We start from the raw sequence: 20,504 nt of genomic DNA, 5'->3' as shown, positions 1-20,504 counted from the left end.
AACGCGTAACCCGCCCCCCGACGCCTTTAACCTTTAACCTTTAACCTTTAACATCATAAGACGATTAACTAAAATCTACGTCATTTGCGCATGCTTTATAAATTCATCATAAATACTGTCTTTAATGAGCCTGTCGGGCGTAAAGGCATAATAATGCTGATAAACATTATCAATTGTACCAATGTAATTTACGCCGTAATGGCGCTCTACTTCGGCTCTTACCAAAATAGGCGCAGGGAATATGCCAAACCCTTGCTCACCTAACGACTTCATTAATGCGCTGTCGTCAACATGGCCAGCTATTGTCATTTCAATGTCTTGCTCTTGCAGCCAATAATAAATAGCACGCGCGACGGGGCTTTCTTTTGCGGGGAGCACTAAAGGCTTGTTGTTTAAAGACTGCGGAAACTGCTTATGTAACTGCGAATGCCATGTTTCGTTACCAAAAAGAGCGATTTGGCTTTTGCCTATTTCATGACAAAACGCCTTAAATGGCAAGGTGGTATCGAGTGGTTTGTCGGCTAACACTAAGTCGAGCTTATGAATCGCCATTTGCGCCAGCAGTTCATCTTGTTGGCCGTCAATACAGTGTAAGTTGGTAATACGGTCGTTATTAATTAAAGGCGCTAGCCACTTCGACACCAGTGATTTAGGCAACACGTCTGAAATACCCACCTTTAACGTTCGTGAATATTGCGTGGTATCGCCTTGCGTAGTTTCTAGCCATTCGTGAGCTATGGCAAACATATCATTGGTGTACTGCTGAGTTACATGGCCAAACTCCGTTAACTGTAGGCCTCGGCCTTGGCGAACAAATAGCGGTTTTCCTAACCGTTGTTCTAGGTTAGTAATTTGTGAGCTCACCGTTTGCGGCGTTAAATTAAGTATTTTACTCGCCGCTGCAATACTGCCGTGCTTACTTACCTGCCAAAAATAATATAAGTGATTGTAGTTAATGTTGGTAATCATTCGAAAATACCTGTTTTAAAGTAAGAAATAATCAGCTTTTTCCTTTGCCACTAAGTTAGTAGATTACAGTCATGCCTGCAACATAGTTACTATTAAAAGGTGTAATTGCATGAAGCTAAAACTTACAGTTAAAAACAAGATAATTAACGCAAGTGAAAAGATGTCGCTTTTGAAGTTGATAAAAAGCCAATTGGCAAAACATGCTTTAAATATTCGTAAAGTTGAGATTCAAATAAATGATCTTTCGAGTGAGCGCCACGGCACTTTGCAACAATGCAAAATTAATATTCTTTTGCCTGGGCTACCCAGTATTAATGTAAATACAAAGGGAAGAAGTATGCTGCAAGCGATAAAGCGGGCACTTAAAAATTTACAACACATTCTCGTTAATAAGTATCAACCTTCGCAACCAAGCTCTTAATTTTTATTAATATCGCACTTGCAGTGGCATGGATGCTACTCTTTTAATACGACTCTAATTCCAAGCCATGTTTAGTATTAAAAGATTCAATTATTGCCATTGAGCAGTATTTCCTTGTTGGGTTTCGTTGCACTCTACCCAACTTACCGTAACTAAAAATCTTTGACCTTGTTCCTTTAACCTTTGACCTCAGCTATAAACCCCTCACACCATTTTGATTAAAAAGAGAGTGAAATTTTCAATTACCTAAATCCATAAAACTTAGATAAAAAAGTAACTCAAAGTCGTAACTAAGCACTAAATTTGGGTTTTGCTTAATAAGCAAGTGTCTACCTAATACCAAACAGATTTATTTACTCGAGAAAATTGAGGTGGATAGAAGATACTGTTAAGGTACTTTGAAATAATAAAAAAATGCCTAACTAACGGCTAAAACCTCCTCCACCTCATAGGACGTTATCTGCTTAATTAAAGTGTTGATATTCAAATTTAACTAATGAAGCGAAAATGGAAAATTTCACCAAACTATTAGCAGTTACACTTTATATATTTTCTTTGTCTGGCTGTACTTCTATTGGCAGTTACGTCATGTCAAACCCCGGTATCTATATTTCTGAAGCACAGTTTATAAAAGCAAAACCTAGCGACATTGGCTTTGAAAAACAAAAATTTTGCTCTTTTAGTACCACTCAATGCATTACATATCTGACTGCTGAACCTTATCAAGCAGCCGAATTTTCGCAAGAGAGTTCTGTTTATTACAACCTTCATGCAACTGGTAATAATGTAGAAAATACAATTTCACACAGAATGACACCAGATACATTTAATCGTTTTAAAGGCACTGCTTTATTACTTCATGGCTATGGGGGCAGTAAAGAAGCAATGATGGCCTCAGCTATCTATTTTAGAGCGCTTGGTATGAACGTTATTATTCCAGATCTTTTTGGCCATGGTGAATCAACTGAAGCATTTGTATTTGCAGCAAAAGAGCACGGCATTTTAAATGAACTGCTTGCTGAATCACTTTTAAATCAAACAAATAACCAGACTGTTGTAGTCGGCCATTCTATGGGAGCACTTACTGCAAGTAACTTATTATCATCAGAATATGTTGACGCTGCTATTTTACTTGCCCCAATGATGAGTTTTGACGTTGCAGCTAAGGAGTACTTACCTTATAAATCGCCTTTGCTTAGTCATTTTTTTCATAGCGAGATTGATAATATTGTTAACCAGGCAATGTTTGAGGCAGGAGTAACCATTCAAGAAACAAATTTATTGCCTAAATTAACTGAGACTAAAAAACCTGTATTGTTAATTAACTCAGATATTGACTCTCTATCCCCCTCGGCTTACTTTTCATCTATACAAAATGAGTTAGTAAAAAAAATAACTTTTAATGCTCGCTCTCATTCAAGTTTAATGGTGTTTGATCGTGATGATGTTATCGAAATTGAAAACTGGCTAATAACATGGTGAGCCTTCGCTATTTTAGATGACATTGAGTTTATAAGTCATTTTTTATTATTGTCGGGTTTCGTTGCACTCTATCCAACTTATGCTTGGTAAACCCCCGTTACATTTTGATTAAAAAAGCCGCACACTATTTATTTTTAAGGCATTATGTTCGACAGCATTGGCGAATTGAAAACAACCCGTATTACATTTAGATATTCTTTTTAAAGAGGAGAACTCTCGCATTACGTTAGATGGTGCGGTAGAAAATATAGCGTTGTTTAGACTATTCGTGATCAACATGTTGAAGCAATGCGATTGTGGAGTAGCAAGCCAGAAGGTTAAATTGAAAAAAGCTGGATGAAGCGATGATTATCGAGTCCGAGTATTTTCTTTGGATTATAAATTCATCAAAGTATACTCGCTCCCTGATCTCATCAGTGAGATTAGTAAGCACTCAACATCACATCGTTATAACGTTAAAAAACCTATAACAGCTATACGCCATTATAGGTTTTTTTAAAAATATGAATGCTAACAATTAATTATAAAAAGTATTTAACCGTTAACCCAACAGAGCTAATATCATGCTGTTTTAAACCATAGTATGTGTAACCCAGTCCAGCACTCATATTATCAGAGAGCTGATAACCTAGCTCAATACCGAAGTAGAGATCAGTACCATTCTCTTCACGGTTAATCGTTGCCAAACCCTGGCTATAAGTCTTGTTGTCACTTTTCCACACCAATACGCCTGAGCTAGCACCTAAATACCACTGGTCGTTAATAAAGTACTGATACCCAACAGCCACAGAGATACCACCTGCTGTAATAGGTTGGACTTTTGAAACTGCGTGCTTAAATGCATTTCCATCTAATGTCATACCGTCGATATTAGCAGAGAAGTCACCTAAGCTTTGATAACTAACATCCATAAACCAATTCTTATTAACCTGATAAACAACGCCCAGTTTCCAGCTAGTATCAGAGTCATCTAAAGCTGTTATTTGTGCATCTAACGAGCCCAAGGCTCTATTCAGCTCACCTTTAGATACATGCGCAGTTGCTTGGCCAACACTCGCCGTAAGCCCCCACTCAGCCTTAGCAGGCAAAACCATAAGGCTAGACATTAATATAGTTCCAGCTAATAACTTGATAGATTTCACCCGTCTCACAAATGCTAAAGGCAATAGCAATAAGGTGAATAACGACATACTACCACTTGATTTTGATTCATTAACGACTGTAGCGCTTTCAAAGGCATCAACACTCACACTAACCTTGGCACTAGCTTCACCTTCTTTATTATCAGAAATGATATAAGTGACAGTATCTGTGCCATCAAACCCTATTGCCGGCGTATATTGAATAGAGTTATTCACAATCGCAGTACTGCCGTGTATCGCTGACGCAGAGATAATCTTTAACGTGTCGCCGTCTTCATCGGTATCATTCTTCAATATATCAATCGTTATAACTGTTCTATCATCCGTCGAGGCAACGTCATCATTAGCAACTGGGCTCCGATTCGCAATAACATTAACATTCACCTGCGCACTTGTTGTGCCACCATTACCGTCTGAAATAACATAGGTAATGGTATCTATACCCGCATAGTCTGGTTTTGGCATGTAGCTAAGTGATGAATTCGCTAACACCTCTACCGCACCAAAATTTGCACTTGCACTTAGCACGAGCAGTTCATCACCATCAATGTCGCTGTCATTGGCCAATACATCAATATTAGCCGCTTCATTCCACTGTATCGTAATTGCATCGTTTTCAGCAACGGGTGTGGTATTCGTGCTTAAGTAAATAGCTACACCACCAGGGTCAGCAATGCTACTGTTGGCTACACCGTCGTTATCATTCGGGCCACCATCAACAATTTGTAACTGCACACACCAGTGACCTTCCGTTAAACCTTCTTGCCACTGCTCACTACCAGGAGGAGGGCAAAATCCAGGCTCACCAAGGGTTGAAAACAGTATGTTGTCAGCATCTTCAACAAAATTTCCCCAACCAGCTGCATCAGTGTACTTACGGTAGATGGCATTAAGTGGAATAGGCTGGCGCTGTGGTAATACTAATTTGTATTCTTGTCCTGGCTTTTCTAAACCAACAACAATGTAATCAAAGATACCACCAACTATTTTAGCTTCCCCATCTTCACCGACAGCTTGAACGGTTTCTTCATGGGTTAACAATAAGCTACCGCTTTGCGTTGCAGGTGCGGCCGAGCCTCTACGCAAACATACACCCGATTCACCTTCTACTAAGAAGGTGGCTTGCGTGCTGATCATTTCAGGGACCACATTACACACACTGATAGCATCTAAGTAATCAGCAATTCCGTCACCATCACTATCAGCAAAACCTTCTTGTGAATCAGGAATTAAGTCGCCATCTGTATCAGTTTCAGTTAATACAGGTAGCGCGCTCACCACGTTTAGGTAGATGTCGGCCTGTGTCGTTAATCCTGGCTCACCCGAGTCTTTAACCTGTGCTGTTAACTTATGAATACCAACTGATAAGTCTGCCGCATCAAACGATATGGCTTCAGATACTGTCCTATTAATTAGCACACTTAACTCATCTGACGTACTTGACCATAGGAGTGTATGGCTATCTGCACTGTTGTTATCGCTAATGGCTGCACTAACGGTTACCTCACCATCAGATCGCGACAATAACGTACGGTTTTCGTTTTGCTGTTTAGCCGTAAGCATCACCTCTGGTGCAATATTGCCTTCAGATAATGTGATATTTTGTACAGAATCTGGAGAAATGTTCACGGTATCAGACAGGCTAATTACTATGGTTTCACCGCTATCAGCGACGCTATCGTCATAGGTCTCGAAAGTAATACTCGCTGTGTTGGTTTCGCTAATTTCGACTTCACCAGATATTAAGCTATGATCAGCCCCTTCAAGCGCATCACCTGACACAGTAAACGGTACCACCACTGGATAAGTCGGTGACGTGCCGTTCAAGTAAAATTTCACCGTTACGGTACTCCCTTCCACAACGGTTTGGTCTTTACCAATAGAAATCAGCGGATGGATCTGAACACCTTGTGCTGAAATTGACTGATTACCGTCAGCATCGGTAGCCTGCCAGTAAGCTTTACTTATACCAGGAGAAAACATTGCACGATTATCGACCAGCGATACTGGTAATGGGTTACCGTTCGCATCGAGTGCGGTTGCTACGCCTAAATCAACTTTAGTATATAACGCTGTGGCATTAACGACTCGATCTTCCGGTAGGGTAAGCGTTGGCGCGATGTCATCAAACAAGCCGTTAATGGTAAGCGTGACTGTTGCGGTAGTAGTCCCATCATTACCATCAGATATGAGGTAAGTTAATGTGAGTGACCCTATAAAACCAGGAGGGGCATTAAAGACAAGCTGGCCATTTTCAACAACCACGCTACCAATATCAGCATTGCCCGATACAACACTTAACGTATCACCATCAATATCATTGTCATTGATTAAAACATCTAGGACATACCTATTCTGACCATTTTTATCAAACTCCATGGTGTCATCTTCAGCCAATGGCGCATCATTTACTGCATCAATGGTGATATCGACTTTTACAGGCTCTGACTCGCCGCCTTCATTATCAATTACAGAAAAAGTAAAGCTATCGCTACCATTAAAGTCAGCAGTGGGTGTATAGGTTAAGTTAGGTGCAGCACCCGATAGACTGCCATGTGAAGGTGTACCGACAAGATAACGGGCAATGGTGCCGTCAAGATCAGAGCCTAACAAGGTCATACCTACACTACCATCTTCTTCAACCGATACAGATTGTGCGTTCGCCATAGGTAAGTCATTTATCGACGATACAGTAATCGATACTGTTACAGCAGAAGAGACGCCGCCATCATTATCTGTCACTGTAAAGGCAAAGCTATCTTTACCATTAAAGTCAGCAGTGGGGATATAGGTTAAGTTAGGTGCAGTACCCGATAGGCTTCCATGAGAAGGTGTACCGACAAGATAACGGGCAATGGTGCCGTCACGGTCAGATCCTGACAATGTCATACCCACACTACCATCTTCTTCAACCGATACAGATTGTGCGCTCGCTGTCGGTAGGTCATTTACCGATGATACCGAAATCGATACCGTTGCAGCAGAAGAGACGCCGCCATCATTATCTGTCACTGTAAAGGAAAAGCTATCTTTACCATTAAAGTCAGCAGTGGGGATATAGGTTAAGTTAGGTGCAGTACCCGATAGGCTACCGTGAGAAGGTGTACCGATAAGATATCGGGCAATGGTGCCATCGCTATCGGTCCCCTTCAAGGTCATCGCTTTCGCCGTATCTTCAGCTAAAGAAACAGTCTGAGATGTCGCCATTGGCAGCACATTAACGTTTTGTATGATGACATTGACAGTAATTGTATCCATACCGCCTTCACCATCACTGACTCTCACGTTAAAGCGGTCAGTACCATCGTGATTGATATTTGGGGTATAGCCAATCGCTTTTGAAGTACCTGTGCCAGAAACGCTCGCGATACCATTGGTAGCATTTGAGCTAATTGACCAAGTCAATGTATCGTTGTTTTGATCGGTAGCGTTTAGCGTTAATACAAAGGCTGTTGGGTTTGCGTTTTCACTCATAGTTACCGACACTGAGGTTCCTTCGGTAATAACGGGTGCAAATTTAGGAGCTTCGGTGATAGTGACTTCAACAGGCATAATCACATTTGCCTTTGCGTCACTAACACTTACATTAAAGTTATAGATACGATCCTTACCATCGTCGTCTGGGATATCATAATCAGGTGCATTTTGAAAAGTAAGAGCACCATTACTTGAGTTTATATTAAACTTCGCAGAATCTACCCCGCCAGAAATGCTATAGGTTAAAGTGTCGCTATCCATATCTTCGGCATTAACACTGCCTACTACAACGTTCTTTTCTTCGACACTAAAATCAGCTTGACTCTTTAACCAAAAAACTCCCCCGCCAACTCTGTCGACTACCGCAATATCTGGGCTATTATCACCATCAAAGTCAACAGCATTGACAGCATTTATTAGCTCAAAACCTGAGCTTATCTGCTGTTTTGTAAAACTCCCTAAACCATTATTTTCATACCAAATGACATCGCTCTCTGAACCCATTAAAATATCGATATCGCCGTCTCCATCGATATCAGCCACATTTCCCTGCGAGCCATTATCGATAATAGGCTCACCTGGGTTGATCAAATGCTCGGTGAACGAACCCGTACCATTATTTTCAAACCAATATAATTCAGTTTTAGAAATAGCAAATATATCGTTGGTACTATCACCATTAAAGTCAGCAGTTTGAAGTGAGGGTAAATCAGTTGCTTCTGTGGCATATGGATTTAACCCCGCTTGAAACGTGCCATCACCATTACCCTTTAACCAGAAGTTACGTCCAGCTATACTACCTAAGTCACCAGCAATAATATCAGGTATATCATCGCCAGAAACATCAGCAACTGTTATCTCAAATAACGAATAATTATCGCCATCGTATATCCGACTTTGGGTGAAATTACCAGCACCATCATTTAGATAAACATATATACGATCGCGATAATTTTGAGACGCTAAAACAATATCCAAACCATTGATACCATCTAGATCACTGAGACTGATAGACTGAGCACCATTTGGTGATGCGATATCTGTTGGTAGTGTCGTACGAGTAAAAGCAGGGGTCGGCGTCGCGCCATTATTGGTGTATAAATACACAGCGTCGTTCTTAAAATCTGCTACAACAAAGTCGAGACCTGGTTTACCGTCTAATTCACCAGCGGCGACTTCCCGTAAATCAGCACCATCTGCGCCTAATGGAGACACGACTGTTGCAAATTTACCATTGCCATCATTTAGATATACATTAACAGCATTGCCATACAATGACGTAACAATAAAATCAGGTAGATTATCTTGATTAAAGTCTGCCACATCACTTCGATAACCGTTTGTAAATGAAGCAATTTTATCTTTACTCCAATGCTGCCACACTGGGTTGTTATTGGCGTATGCCATACTGGTAAAAGCAAATAAAAGTAAAGCAAAGGCATTATATGCAAGTAATTTAATACCGGATTTCAACCTGAATTTTCCCAGATTAAATAAAGAGCTGATTGCTGAAATATGCTTAATACAAACCGAAGGTTTAATATTAGCAATGGTTTGAGCGGTGGTTCTCATAAAAAATTATTACCTATCAATACGAAGAAGTGGTATATGTAATCCGTTAATAAGTCGCGATACGCGAGATATTGCCAATCATTGCCCACAAGAGGAACATTCACCGTTAACCACTCACCCACAAAAGAAACAAACAATTAACAAATTACATAAACATTTGATTATTATAATTAAATATAAAATAAAATGAGAGATATAATATCTTTTTTTTACTTATTTAGTTAAATCAAAACTAAATTAAACCACACTTCTATAGTCCCAGGGCGGGATCGCACTTTGTTAACTGATATGATCTAATAGCTCCAAACCCTTGGCTACAGCGCCATTCTGAGCATAATTGAACATTTATAAATCGATATGACATTAATCAAAAGCATTGCGTGATTAGAGTTGTAGGCCAAATGCTTAATATTGTTCAAACTTCAATAGTCAAGCAAACATTTGAAAGTTATTAATATATTACTTTAAAAAAGAGTAATATTCGTATCCAAACTTTTATTATCAAACAGCCTGAAGATCCACTGAGTTGGAGGCGTTGATCATCAATCTAAGAAAGACAGGCACATTTACATCGATAGTTCTTTGTGCTGGATATATGGAAAAAGTGTACTTATATAACCGAAAAAAGAAGTATAAGAAGCTGTAAACCCCCATTACATTTTGTTCAAAAAATCCGCACACTAATAATTAGTGTGCGGCTTTAGTATTTTACTTTTAAAGCGATTACTTGGTTAGTAAGTGCTTTTCAAAAAAGTCAGCCATCATAGTATGGTAATGCAAAGTGGTGCCTTTGCCTTCGCGTAAGCTGTGTGAGCGGTTAGGGTATGAGAAAAACTCAAACTGCTTGTTATGCTTTACAAGCTCATCAATTAAGCGTTCTGAGCCTTGATAATGCACGTTATCATCGCCTGTGCCGTGAATAAGCAATAGCTTACCGGTTAGGTTTTTAGCAAAGGTAATAGGCGAGGTGTTATCGTAACTCTCAGGATCGGTATTTGGGTTACCCGCATAACGCTCTTGGTAAATGGTGTCGTATAAACGAATGTCTGGCACGGGTGCTGAGGCAATGCCTACTTTAAATTTATCACCGTGGCGGAACAATAAGTTAAGGGTTGAACTACCGCCCCCTGAATGCCCCCACACACCAACACGGTCTGTGTCTATTACATCCCAACGTTTAGCCATAGCATCAAGCGCGTCTACTTGGTCTTGCACGGTAATTGAGCCAATTTTTTTATAAATTGATTTACGCCAATCGCGGCCTTTTGGTGCACGTGTACCACGATTATCAACCGATGCCACAATAAAGCCTTTTTGCGTTAGTAACGATTTATATAAGTAACTGTTACCTTCCCAGCGGTCTTGCACGGTTGAACCCCATGGTTCGCCGTATACGTAAAACACAATTGGGTATTTTTTACTTTTATCCATGTTCTCTGGGAACATAATGTAGCCGTCAAGCTCGGTGCCATCTTGCGCGTTTACTTTAAAAAACTCATGCTTTGGTAAGCTTTGTTCAGCCAGTTTTTGTTTAAGCTTTGTATTTTCAACTAAGGTTTTTACATTACTATGATCGCTCACTTTAATGATCTCTTTAGTCGGTGGCGTACCAAATTTTGAGTAAGTGTGCATAGCCCATGAGGCATCTTTTGACATGTAGTAGCTGTTGGAACCTTCATACTCAGCAGGTGTTACCCGTACCGGTTTGCTGCTGCCATCAAGCGGTGTGCTGTATAAATAACGCTGACCAGGATCGTTTGGCGACGCAATAAAATACATTACGTTTTTATCTTCATTTATGCTCAGCATATCAATAATGTCGTAATCGCCTGGGGTTAGGTCGATAATAGTTTTGCCATCGCGCGATACACGGTAAAGATGACGCCAACCGTCGCGTTCGCTATGCCAAATAAAAAACTCGCCGTCTTTTGACCAGTTTGCTTTATAAAACCATTCGATAAACGCATCGTCTTTGTCTTCTAAAATCTTGGTCAGTTGCTGCTTTTGCCAATCAAACAACCACACTTTGTTATGGCTTTGCGGGCGGTTTAAGTCTTGAATCATTAATTCATTACCGGTGCCTGCCCAGCTAATACGCGGAATATAACGGTCGCGGTTATCGCCTTCAAGCTCAGCCCAACGGGTTTGTTTGTCGCTAAGGCTTACCACACCAACACGCACGGCAGAGTTGGTTTCACCGGCTTTAGGATAAGGGAATTCTTTAAGGGTAGGGTAGAGCTCATCGGTGTTGTTGATCATAGTGAAAAACTTCACATCGCTAGTATCAAGCTGCCAATAAGCGATTGATTTGTTGTCGGGGCTCCAACGAAAACCATCGGCAATAGTAAACTCTTCTTCGTATACCCAATCAAAATTACCGTTAACAATGGTGGCGTTACCATCGGTTGTAAGCGCGGTTACATCGTTACTACCAACCGCTTGCATATAAATATTGTTGTCGCGTACGTAAGCCACTTTTGAGCTATCTGGCGAGAACTTAGCAAACATTAACTTAGTTGGCTCAACGTCTTTACCACCTAATTGCTGTAATTGGTTTGTCTCAAGGTTAAGTAACCAAAAGTCGCCTCTGCTGCGCGAACGCCAAACTTGCTCGCTGTTGGTAAATACCATCAGCCATTTACCGTCTTTTGACCACTGATAGCTTTCGATTGCAAATGGCTCGTCTGCGCCCTCTGGCAGTAGCTTTTCAAACTCAACCAGTACTTTACGGCCTGTGCCGTCAGCATTGTAAAATACAATGTCGTTGCCTTTTACGCCGTGCTCTTTGTCGTCATCGGCGTTGTTATCATCTGCTTTTTCTTTTTCGCTTTCGCGCTCTTCAAGCACAGTGTAGCCGGTACCATCGTCTAGCCACTTAAAGTAAGTGCTTCGCTGGGTTTTAAACTCTTTATCTTTATAAATTTGCGCTAGGCTTAATGGATTATTCACGGTACTCATCGCTGCATTATTGTTGGTTGTTATGCTGGTACTTGAACATGCTTGCAAGCCTAAGCCCGCAACAATGGCCAGTGCCAAGCCCGATGTTTTGATCAGATTCATTATTATTGTTCCTTGGGTCTGCTGACCTTTATGGATTAAGGCGCTTATTATATTTACTGTAACAAAATAACCTACAGAATATCAGCATGCTTAACGCACAAAGCTATGGTTTAAACCCAAACCTTTATAATTTATTACCATGCTGGATTTTTAAATTCTTCACTGAGCGTGTCGATTAGTGCTCTTACTGTTGCCGATAAATGCTGACGAGAAGGGTAAAGCACATATATTTTCATTGGGTTTGATGTCCATGGCGCTAATACACGCTGCAAGCGACCATCAAGTATATATTGATTTGCCAAATACGTAGGCTGTACTGAAATACCACCACCGGCTATGGCTGCATGAAGTAATGTGGTGGCCTCGTTTGCACTTAAATTGCATTTAACATCAACAGATTGAAACTCATCCCCGTTGTGTAAATGCCAAATATATCGGTCGAAGTTTTTATAGCCTAAACACTGATGAGCGCTTAACTGTTGTGGTGTCGTTATTGGCGGATAATCAGCAAGGTAGTCGGCTGAGGCCACTAATATAGATTCACACTCGGCAATAGGTTTACCTATTAACGAAGGATCAGGATTGGCTGCAATACGTATTGCCAAATCAACACGTTGCTCTATTAGATCTGTGGTTGAGTCTTCAAGATCTATGTCTATTTGCACGTTAGGGTGACGTTTCATAAAACGTGTAAATATAGGGGCTAATTGTGCAAAACCTAACGACATACTGGTCGCTACTCGTATTTTACCTGACAAATGTTGCTGGCTTTTAGTTTGTTCAACTAAACGGTTAGCCTGTGCTAACCATTGCTCTATTTCGGGTAAACAGGCCTCGCCGGCGGTGGTAAGCGTTACTTTACGGGTAGTGCGATGCAATAAGCGCGTATTTAACCAGGCCTCTGCCGACTCAATATGACGAGTAACCATAGGGCGTGACATTTCAAGCCGATCGGCAGTAGCAGTAAAACTGCCTGAGTAGGCAACATCCACAAAAACCTGCGCTGCGGTGAGTTTATCCATAGTATTTGCACGATTTATGAAACAATGATGCTAATTATTGGTTGTTTTTCTGAACATATCAAACCTTTATTATGCTCGCATTAGCAACCAATGATGAGAATACTATGAACCTACGCACTCTTTTACTAAGCACACTATTAGCCAGCAATATCGCTATTGCAGACGAAACCCCACTAACCCTTGATGTGTATAACGCTGACAGCAATAGCTTTCATGTTAATGCCACGCTGGTTTATGGCCGTACCGATGCAATTTTAATTGATACCGGATTTACCAAAGCAGATGCACTGCGCATTGCCGCCAAAGTAATTGACTCTGGTAAACAACTAAAAACTATTTTTATTAGCCAAGCCGATCCTGATTACTACTTTGGCGCTGAAGTGTTACAGCAGTTTTTTCCTGACGCAAAGATTATAACCACACCGGCAGTGCACCAAAAAATAGCAGCAAAGCTTAAAGGTAAACTTGCTTTCTGGACGCCAAAAATGGGGGGAAACGCCCCAAAAAACCCCGTTGTTCCTGAGGTATTTAATGGTAATAGCTTAAAAATAGAAGGCCATACCATTGAAATTCGTGGTACAGAGGGTGAGCATAATCATCGTCCTTATTTATGGATACCTGATAACAAAGCTATTTTAGGTAATGTGGCTGTATACGCCAATGTTCATTTATGGATGGCCGATGCGCAAACTCAAGCAGAGCAAAATGCCTGGGCAAAACAACTTAATGAAATGAAAGCACTTAAACCTGACGTGGTGATCCCAGGGCATATGAAAGCAGGCACCCAATTAGATGCTGCAAATATTGATTTTTCAATCCAGTATTTAAAGGATTTTGCACACGCTAAGCAAAGTAGTGATAGCAGTAAGCTGCTGATAGATAAAATGACCAACTCATACCCTGAGGCTGTATTACCTATGGCTCTTAGCATTGGTGCTAAAGTTCATAAAGGCGAAATGAAATGGTAATTGCCGCTTAACCGCTGCAATAAATGCAGTAGAACCAAAAAACACGCCTAGTAAAGTCTGGCGTGTTTTTTATTATTGCCACAAATACATACTGGCTCGCTTATTGGCAATATTTAATTCAAATACCTCAGTGCTTGAACACATAGCAGCGCCATAGCATACATGTAGTGGTAACAAGTGCTCTTCTCTGGGGTGATTAAAGCGTGCAGCTGGAGCTTGCTGCCATGCTAATAATTGCTGTTCACGCTGCTGCTCGGTTAATGTTTGATCTGCGATTGTGCTTACCAGCCAATCTTCAAATGCCTGATTTTGCTGATTAACATCGCTTGATTGGGTAACACCAAAAGCGCGCATATTATGGAAGGTAAAGCCTGAGCCTATAATTAATAAGTTACCGTAATCAATACGTTGCAACGCTTTACCAATTTCAACATGCAACAGCGGATCAAGACTTGGATGCAAGGATATTTGCACACAAGGAATATCGGCCTCTGGGTACATAATTTTTAACGGTACAAACATACCGTGATCGTAGCCACGCTGTGAATCGAGTTTTGAGTCAATATTATGTGTTGCGAGCGCTTGCTGTACTAAATTAGCAAGTTGCGGCTGGCCAGCACAAGGGTAAGTTAATTGATACGCCTGCTTAGGAAAACCGTAGTAATCGTAAATAAGCGGCGGTGAAGAGTGCGCCGTTATACTAATTGGTTGAGCTTCCCAATGTGCGCTTACCATTAAGATAGCAGAAGGCTTTGGGATTTTAGCGGCAACTTGTTCTAAGCAGGCTCGCATTTCTGCATGGTTGGCATCACCTAGTAATGGCATTGGGCCGCCACCATGTGAAATGAAAAAAACGGTTGGGCGCTGCATGTGGTTAATCCTAAAGGACAGATATTATTATAGTGCCTGCGCCATTAGTAAATAACTAGCCACATAAACGCACAACCTCAGTGCGCAAAAATTATGTGCGGTGTTTATTCATCAAGCTCTAAGTGAGCGCGTTCAACGCTTTCTTGAGGTAACTCTTTTTGCACCGATACACCAAGCTCCTTAAATTCTGAGGCTTGTTTAATTAAGTTACCTTTACCACGGTATAACTGAGAAAATGCTTTATCGTAAGTTTCTTTGGCTTTATCAAGCTGTTTACCCACGCCTTCCATACTGGTTAAAAAGCCATTGAGTTTACTGTAAAAACGCTCAGCACGATTAGCCAGCTCTTTTGAATATTTAGTTTGCTCTTCAAAGCGCCATAACTGTTTAACAATATTTAAACTGGTTAATAGGGTAGTAGGGGTAGCAACCAAAATGTTTTTTTCTATTGCTTGCTGGTAAATGTCGCTTTGGTATTTAAGTGCTTCTACAAAGGCGGATTCTATGGGTACAAACATAATAACAACCTCAGGCGAGTTTATACCTGGTAGGCGATCATACGATTTACTGGCCAGCTCATTTATACGGGCAGTTACGGCATTTACATGCTCTTTAATCGCTTGTTGAGACTCAAGCTCTGTTTCGGCATTTACATAACGGGTATAGGCATTTAACGATGTTTTTGCATCAATCACTAAGTGGCGACCTTGAGGTAAATACACCACAACATCAGGGCGCAAACGGCCGTCTTCGGTATTAAACGACACTTCTCGCTTGTAATCGGTGCCAGCGCGCAGGCCTGCGCTATCAAGCACGTTTTCAAGCATTAACTCGCCCCAATTACCTTGGGTTTTCTTTTGCCCTTGTAAGGCATTGCTTAGCTTATCGGCCTGCTCGGTAATTGCTTGGCTTTTGGCTTGTAAATGCAGCAGCTCAGTTTTAAGTGCAGCACGTTGCTGTAAGTCTTCAACGTGAATAGACTCCATTTTATCTCTAAAGCCTTTTAGCTCACCTTGAACCGGCTTAAGTAACTGCTCTATGCTTTCTTGATTGAGGGTTTTAAATTTTTGCGACTTTTCTTCTAATATTTGGTTAGCTAAATTTTCAAATTCTTTTTTAAGCGTTTCTTTACTTTGCTCTATATGGGCGAGTTGTTCACTAAAATGCTGCTGCTTTTGCTCAAGGGTAGTGCGTATATTATTAAGCTCTACATCGCGCAGATTGTATTGCTCGCGCAGGGCGGTTAGCTCGGCTTCGGCTTTACGCCAATATTGATTATAAAGTTGGCTTTGCTTTTCTTGCTCTGTTAAACGGGTTTTAAAATGCTGAGACTGATCTCGCTGCTCTTGATGTGTAAGTCCTAATAAATCGTGCTCTTCAACCAACGCGGCATATTGGCTTTGTGTTTGCTCATGCTGGCTTTGTAATAACATTAACTGTTGTTGTTGCTCATTTACTTGGCGCTTTATTTTTTTGCTTAATTGCATTGATACAACACCACAAATAGCCAAGCCTGTTATAGCGCCAGCACTTACACTTAACCAATCTAAATGGGATAAAAACGAAGTAAACATAAAATAAACTTTTAAAATTTAGTGACATGCCATCATAACGAATAACGCTCTTTAGCAGTAGGGGTAACGCACTAAATTAAGCGCATAAAAAAAGCCAGCTATTAAAGCTGGCTCAATATTACTTAATCAGTAATCAAACAGGGAAATCAACATGAAACTTGTATAACAACACATCACTACAAGCATAATAGTAGACGCGTCCTGATTAAATTAGTTCAAAATAATTTTTAAAAAAGTTGAATTTAGAGCATAAAAAAAGCCAGCTAATAAAGCTGGCTCAATATTACTAAATTAGTAATCAAACAGGGAAATCAACATGAAACTTGTATAACAACATATCAACTACAAGCATATTAATAGACCCAGCTATTATTGATTAGTTCAAAAATATTTTAAAATAAAATAGTTTAAAATATTCAGGCAAAAAAAAGCCAGCGCTGAACTGGCTGGCTTAATCATTACTATGTCTAGTAACTACTATATGGGATATCAACATGAAAACTTGGAGAAACTGCAATTTAACCAAGCTGTATTAATAGACGCCCACAATTCAAATAAGTTCAAAAAATTATTGTTAATTTTTAACTTTTAATTAAAGACAACATTTGTTGTTCATCAAACTGGGTAAAACTCATTGATTTTTCAGTAAATAATGCATCAACTAGAGCTTGTTTATCTTGCTGCATTTGAAACACCTTTTGTTCAATAGAGTTAGCCATAATCAATTTATACACAAATACCGGATTAGTTTGGCCAATACGATAAGCACGATCGGTCGCTTGCTTTTCAACAGCTGGATTCCACCAAGGATCAAAATGAATAACGGTATCGGCTTGGGTTAAATTAAGCCCTGTGCCACCTGCTTTTAAGCTAATTAAAAATACCGAAGTAGTGCCACTGGTGAATTCGTCTATCACTTTATCGCGATGGCGCGTTTGCCCAGTTAACATGCTAAATTTAATGTTAAGTGTATTCAAACGCTCGGCAATTAAATCAAGAGCAGAGGTAAACTGGCTGAATATAATCACCTTACGGCCAAGGCTGAGCATTAAAGGTAAATGGCTTGATAACCATTCTAACTTAGCACTAGCAGCGTCGGTTTCTGGCTCAATAAGTTTAGGATGACAACAAATTTGGCGAAGTTTTAATAGTGCCTCTAGAAAGGCGAGTTTACTTTTTTGCACGCCTTGCTCGGCAAATAAATCAATGAGTTTTTCTTCAAGCGCATGTGTTATGCCTTGGTACATGTCTTTTTGTTTAGGCTCAAACTCAAACTCTTTAACAAGCTCCGTTTTTTGCGGCAGTTCTTGAGCTACTTGGGCTTTAGTCCGGCGCAAAATAAACGGCATAATTAACGCTTTTAACTGCTCTGCACGCTCAATGTTACTTTCGCGCTCAATAGGACCTTGAAAGTGCTGCTTAAAGTGCGCCTGGGAACCTAATAGCGAAGGCATAGCAAAATCGAGTAACGACTTTAATTCAAATAAATTGTTCTCAATTGGGGTACCGCTTAAGCAAAGCTTAAAATCGGCATTCAAACGTTTAACTAACCGCGATACCTGTGCCGTATCATTTTTAATATACTGCGCTTCATCAAGAATAATGTTTTCAAAATACAGTGGCGAATAATAAGCAATGTCACGTTTTAATAACGGATAGGTGGTTAATATACACTGTGCTTTTGCCAAGTGTTTCAACGCATCATTACGGTGTGCACCAAAAATAGTGGTGACTTTTAAGTTTTTAGCAAACTTGTTAATTTCGTTTTGCCAATTACTCACTAAGCTTGTTGGGCAAACAATAAGCGTAGGGCCAGCCTGCGGAGTATTATAAGAACTGGCTAAATAAGCAATCACCTGCAAAGTTTTACCCAAGCCCATATCGTCCGCTAAAATACCACCTAGCTGATTACGCTTTAAAAAGTTAAGCCAAGCTACGCCTTCTTGTTGGTATTCTCTAAGCACCACAGAATCGTGTAAGCCATGAATGGCGATATTGGGCGATAACAATGCGTCATTGCTTAGCTCATCAAGGTAGCGCTCTAATGACGGATCATGTAGCTCAACATTAATGGCTGTGTGCTTAACTAACTCAGGTAAGTATGAAAGTGGAATATTAAATTCGTCGCGCGTTTTAATAAACTCAAATCGCAATTTAAACTCAATTAATAAATTAAACGCAGCCTTATCTATAACTCCAAATTGACGGCCAACGGGATAGTAATAAAACAATTCGCTTTGACGATTTAACGATTCAAACAGTTTATTATTTACATTAAATAAAGTGGCCACTTTGGTATCGTTAAGCACAACTTTGCAATGCATTTGATGCCCTGCAGCTCTGTTTACATGCAAGGAAATTTGGTTTTTAGTATCGGCAATATTTATTTTGCTCATTGATACTTGCCAGCCACGTTGCTTAAAGCTTGGTAACACCTCATGCGCTAACCAGTGTAAGTGAATAGCTGATTCCTGACTAAAAATAAACTCGCTGTGTAAACCCCCTTTACAAAAATCAAAGCCTAAGTTGACCAGCTCGTTGGTAACGGTGTTTTCAAATGCACTGTTTATTAGTTTTTCAGGCGCTGTACCTGCTAAATAGTTTTTATTTTTATACTTAAACGATAACGAAATAGCCATTACTGAGCCCGACATGCTGACCTTAAGTACGGCATTACTCAACGACTTAACAGGCATGCTTGGTGCATTAGTAGGATGGGGAATAACACCGGCACCAAAATTATCAGCAAGCTGCTTATAAATTCGATCAAAGTTTGTATCGTGAAGTGCTGGTATTGTTTGTAAATGAGCAATTTCGTCAGCACTGAGCGGCGTGCGAATGCGGCCTAGCTTATATTTATCTAAATCTAAGTAGATGGGCGGCGTAGTTTTAATTAATGCCCAATTAGGAATTTGATCTAGGTGAATTTTTAACTGGGTGACTTCTTTTTGTTTTTCCCAAACAAAATTTAGGGGTAAGCCAGGTTGCGCTTTTATAGGTACTCGCGAACGCTGTAAAAATAATCGTTCTGTAGCTAGTAACTGCTGCAGCGCGTTAAAGCCCCATTGACCTTTGAGTTCAATATTACCGACCGCATTTTGGGAGCGGATCCAGCTGTATAATCTAAAATCACTTTCTAGCAGGTCGCTAGGGGTTACAAAACTATTAAGCTGTTGCTCAGTTAAATTGCGACCTAATGCATAATTATTATTTTTATCGTAGTTGGCAATTTTAGGCGTTAAAAATACTTTATCGTTTTCAATATCTAATACAAACAGTAACACTTGTGATGGATGAGCTTGATCGGTGTTTTTAAGCGAGCTGAGTTCGCTAAACCAGTCATTAATAAAATAGTCTTCGCCGTATTCACCTGAGTGTTCAATTTTAAGTTTTAACAAAATTGCAGCCAAATGGCGGCATTTAGTTTTAACATTACAAGTACAGTGTGTGTCGACTGAATAGCCAGTTGGTAATTTACTGATCTCAATTCGTTGGTTAAACGCAATGCCCTTATCGCCTTGCACAGTAGAATCAACAACAGAAAAATCAGCATTATGTTCTAACCAACTTATTTGGCCGTTTTTATAATACGACTTACCTTTTGCTAACACCGCGGGTTTAAACAATTTTTTTATGAATCGCTCAGAAAGAGGAAACTGGGTAGCCTGCTCATTTTTAATTTCTTCAAAAATAGCCATTAAATCATTTTTTGATAAGTTAGCAGACATGTCACTCAAAGTATTAAAATTTAAAAACAATTTTTCCAGTATATGCCTTATCAACGCTGAGCTAAAGCAATATTATTTTTAAAATAAACTGGTTGGATCTGATTGGTTAGTAAAAAATTGGTTTATAAGGATTGTTTAATTTTACTCACTAAAAAAAGGCGTTTAAATTACAAAATAAAAACAATAAATTAACTTAACAGGGAGGTTTTGCTAGGAGTA

At 40.0% G+C, this 20,504-nt stretch carries 10 protein-coding genes and 1 pseudogene; 4 read left to right on the top strand and 7 right to left on the bottom strand.

Annotated elements, in window-relative coordinates; all coding sequences use genetic code 11:
- Positions 1-75: 75 nt before the first annotated feature.
- Positions 76-969 (bottom strand): transcriptional activator NhaR, encoded by an 894-nt coding sequence (gene nhaR, locus ACZ5WS_RS17630; protein ID WP_138627309.1) that lies wholly within the window; start codon positions 967-969, stop codon positions 76-78.
- Between the two features lie 109 nt (positions 970-1,078).
- Here nhaR and ACZ5WS_RS17625 point away from each other — a divergent pair, with 109 nt between their 5' ends.
- The 3 genes and pseudogenes from ACZ5WS_RS17625 to ACZ5WS_RS17615 form a co-directional block, all read left to right on the top strand.
- The gene (locus ACZ5WS_RS17625; RefSeq protein ID WP_198522557.1) at positions 1,079-1,390 is read left to right on the top strand and encodes a hypothetical protein; all 312 of its coding nucleotides are present in this window, start codon (positions 1,079-1,081) and stop codon (positions 1,388-1,390) included.
- 507 nt (positions 1,391-1,897) lie between these two features.
- Positions 1,898-2,872: an alpha/beta hydrolase gene (locus ACZ5WS_RS17620; RefSeq protein ID WP_464711582.1), complete on the top strand. Its 975-nt coding sequence runs from the start codon at positions 1,898-1,900 to the stop codon at positions 2,870-2,872.
- A 134-nt stretch (positions 2,873-3,006) separates the two neighbouring features.
- Positions 3,007-3,212: pseudogene (locus tag ACZ5WS_RS17615) on the top strand (ISAs1 family transposase); the annotation flags it as partial.
- A 181-nt stretch (positions 3,213-3,393) separates the two neighbouring features.
- On the opposite strand, the gene ACZ5WS_RS17610 reads toward ACZ5WS_RS17615, so the two are convergent.
- The 3 genes from ACZ5WS_RS17610 to ACZ5WS_RS17600 form a co-directional block, all read right to left on the bottom strand.
- Complete coding sequence (locus ACZ5WS_RS17610; RefSeq protein WP_464711580.1) at positions 3,394-9,063, bottom strand: Ig-like domain-containing protein; 5,670 nt, start codon at positions 9,061-9,063, stop codon at positions 3,394-3,396.
- Between the two features lie 723 nt (positions 9,064-9,786).
- Positions 9,787-12,123 (bottom strand): S9 family peptidase, encoded by a 2,337-nt coding sequence (locus ACZ5WS_RS17605; protein WP_464711579.1) that lies wholly within the window; start codon positions 12,121-12,123, stop codon positions 9,787-9,789.
- Positions 12,124-12,257: 134 nt separating this feature from the next.
- Positions 12,258-13,145, bottom strand: a complete 888-nt coding sequence (locus ACZ5WS_RS17600) for a LysR family transcriptional regulator (protein ID WP_464711577.1) — start codon at positions 13,143-13,145, stop codon at positions 12,258-12,260.
- A 104-nt stretch (positions 13,146-13,249) separates the two neighbouring features.
- On the opposite strand from ACZ5WS_RS17600, the gene ACZ5WS_RS17595 reads away from it, so the two are divergent.
- On the top strand, positions 13,250-14,113 hold the full coding sequence (locus ACZ5WS_RS17595) for an MBL fold metallo-hydrolase (protein ID WP_054201667.1): 864 nt from the start codon (positions 13,250-13,252) through the stop codon (positions 14,111-14,113).
- Between the two features lie 72 nt (positions 14,114-14,185).
- On the opposite strand, the gene ACZ5WS_RS17590 is transcribed toward ACZ5WS_RS17595, so the two are convergent.
- The 3 genes from ACZ5WS_RS17590 to ACZ5WS_RS17580 all read right to left on the bottom strand — a co-directional run bounded on the left by ACZ5WS_RS17590 (position 14,186) and on the right by ACZ5WS_RS17580 (position 20,285).
- On the bottom strand, positions 14,186-14,983 hold the full coding sequence (locus ACZ5WS_RS17590; protein ID WP_464711574.1) for a DODA-type extradiol aromatic ring-opening family dioxygenase: 798 nt from the start codon (positions 14,981-14,983) through the stop codon (positions 14,186-14,188).
- Positions 14,984-15,087: 104 nt separating this feature from the next.
- Positions 15,088-16,557, bottom strand: coding sequence for a DNA recombination protein RmuC (locus ACZ5WS_RS17585; protein ID WP_464711572.1), 1,470 nt, complete (start codon positions 16,555-16,557; stop codon positions 15,088-15,090).
- A 581-nt stretch (positions 16,558-17,138) separates the two neighbouring features.
- Positions 17,139-20,285, bottom strand: a complete 3,147-nt coding sequence (locus tag ACZ5WS_RS17580) for a DEAD/DEAH box helicase (RefSeq protein WP_464711570.1) — start codon at positions 20,283-20,285, stop codon at positions 17,139-17,141.
- Positions 20,286-20,504 lie beyond the last annotated feature (219 nt).

The organism is Pseudoalteromonas sp. 11L1, assembly GCF_055397545.1.
This window is presented reverse-complemented; position numbering and strand designations above follow the sequence as displayed.